Annotated in this window: 2 protein-coding genes; both read right to left on the reverse strand. The window is 77.3% G+C overall.

Annotated features, from left to right (window positions below):
• Positions 1-1394, reverse strand: a 1394-nt coding sequence (locus GTW67_RS37305; protein WP_202438113.1) for a caspase family protein, incomplete at its 3' end; no start/stop codon positions are given.
• A 64-nt stretch (positions 1395-1458) separates the two neighbouring features.
• Positions 1459-2564 (reverse strand): ATP-binding protein (locus GTW67_RS35060; RefSeq protein ID WP_161168757.1); only part of this gene is annotated, 1106 nt, incomplete at its 5' end.

Below are 2564 nucleotides of genomic sequence, written 5' to 3' on the forward strand. Positions count from 1 at the left end.
GCGGTGCCGGTGGGCCCGGCGGTGCCGGCGGGCCCGGCGGTGCCGGCGGGCCCGGCGGGCCCGGCGGTCCCGGTGGGCCCGGCGGTCCCGGTGGGCCCGGCGGTCCCGGTAGCCCTGGCGACCCCGGCGGTCCCGGCGACCCCGGCGGCTCCGGCGGCTCCGGTGGCCCCGGCAACGCGGACGTGGGGTGACGGGCCTCCCGTCGGGCCGGCGTGGTTCAGGGCCGTCGTGATCAGGTCGGTGACCCGGGCGGCGTCCTCTCCGTCGTCCAGCGCCACCGTGCCCGCCGGCAGGGGGACGCCCGTCAGGACGACGGGGTACTGCCGGCCGGGGTCGGGCGTCCAGCCGAGGGGTTCCACGAGGCTGCGGTCGGTCAGCACCCGGGTCACGGCGACCTCCGCGAGGGGGTCCGAGCCGTGCACGGCGAACCGCACGGAGTCGTCCTCCTGGCCCGGCGGGACTCCGTGGCAGGCCCCGGCGTCGATCTCCCACTGCCCGCGCAGCCGCCTCAGCGTCACCGGGGAGGCCGCCGGCCTGACCCGTCCGCCGATCAGGGGCCGGTCCACGAGGGCGTCGGCCGCCGGGGACAGCACCGGGACCTGGGCACGGGCCGTGTCCTCGACCCGGCAGCGGGCGCCGGTCATCAGTTCCCGCGAGGTCGCCGCGAAACCGAGGGACTCGATCTGCTCCAGCAGGGCCAGGCTGAACAGGCCCCGGTGTCCGCCGGCGGTGGGGACCTCGACGGCGTACTGGTCGGAGTGGCAGGCCGCGAGCAGCACGTGCGGCGCGGCGGCAGCGGCGGCACGCGTCCCGTCCGGCCCGGCGCCGGCACGCAGTTCCGCCAGCAGGGCGGCGAGCGGCGGCGGGGTGGCCGACGCCGGGTGCCGGCGGACGCGCAGCGCAGGCTCCCCGTCCGGTGCGGACTCCTGGGCGGCGAGGGGACCGCGGGTGCCGCTGTCGGCGTGGCAGCAGTCGAGTACGGCGACGGTGTGCGCGCCGCGTGCGGTGATCTCGCCGACGAGTACGGCGAGTTCCTTGTCGTACAGGTCGGAGACGCCGTCGCGCCGGCTGTCGGCGCACACGAGCGTCTGTAGCAGGGCGGTCGGTTCGAACCGGGCCAGTTCCGGCGGGACGGGCGCCTGCGAGCCGTGGCCGCTGAACCAGAAGAGCACGCTGTCCGCCGCCGTGGCCCGGCCCAGATGGTGCCGGAAGCCGTCGATCACCGCCGCCCGGGTCGCCTGCCCGTCCGTCAGGGCGCGTAGGGCGAGGCCGTCCTCCGGCAGGTGGGCGCGCAGCGTGCCGGTGACGGCCGCCACGTCGTTGCGGCATCCCCGCAGCGGTCTGACCGGCGCCCGGTAGGCGTCGATCCCGACCAGGAGGGCGTACAGGGTCACGCGGTCACCCGCTTTCCGTGCGCGGACGGCCGGCGCCGGGCCGGTGCCGTCGTCGGTGCCGTCGTCAATTGAGCCGGTCCCCCGGGTACGGCGCCGGGAGGCCGTTCCCGGCCGCCGTCGGGTGCGCCGGGCCGCCGGCGGGGAGCCGGGCCAGGCCGGCCAGGACGTCGTCGTGGCAGACCGGCAGGGCCTCCTCGAACCGGCCCCTCCTCAGCGCGGCCAGCCGTGCCTCGCGGGCGGCCATGGCGATGTCCGCCCCGGACCTGCCCTCCGCCATGAGCGCGTACTCCGGGAGGTGCTCGTCCACCGTGCCCGGCGGCAGGTAGAGGGCGAAGAGGGCCTGCCGGCCCGCCAGGTCGGGCAGCGGCACCTCGATGTGCAGTCCGAGCCGGCCGGGCCTCAGCAGGGCGGGGTCGATGCGCGCGTGGTTGTTGGTGGCCGCGATGACGGTGACCTGACCGAGGTCCTCCAGTCCGTCCAGTTCCGCGAGGAACTGGTTGACGACGCGGTTGGCGGCACCCCCGTCGCCAGTGCCGTTGGTGCGGCGCGGGGCGAGGGCGTCGACCTCGTCGAAGAAGAGGATGCTGGGGGCGAGCTGCCGGGCCCGCTCGAAGAGGTCGCGCACGGCCCGCTCCGACTCGCCGAACCACTGGTTGAGCAGTTCGGGTCCCCGGATCGACAGGAATCGCCGCCCGCACTCGTGGGCGAGGGCCCGGGCCAGCAGCGTCTTGCCGGTGCCGGGCGGACCGTGGAACAGCACGCCCCGCTCCACGCGGACGCCGGCCTCGGCGAACAGGCCGGGGTCGCGCAGCGGGAGGATCAGGCGCTCGCGCAGCTGGGTGACCGTGTCGTCCAGTCCGACGACGTCCGCGAAGCCGGTGTCCGGCAGTTCCGGGACGACACCGCCGATGACGGAGGGGGTGACGAGGGTGAGGGCGGCCGTCCAGTCCGCCTCCTGGATGCGCAGCGCGCAGACCGGCGCCGGCGCGCCGCCCGGCCACGCCGCACCCGTCCGGTCGTCGGGGGCGCCCGGGGCCTCGAACGCGGCGCCGACGCCGTCGCCGACGCGGTCGCCGTCGGGCTGGGCGTCCAGCAGCTCCAGCGGGAACGCGCGGCGCAGTGCCACCCGGCCCGCCTCGTGGCACAGCGCGGCCAGGTCGGCGCCGACGA

Origin of the sequence: Streptomyces sp. SID5910, from assembly GCF_009862125.1 — a bacterium.
In the GTDB taxonomy this organism is placed as follows: domain Bacteria; phylum Actinomycetota; class Actinomycetes; order Streptomycetales; family Streptomycetaceae; genus Streptomyces.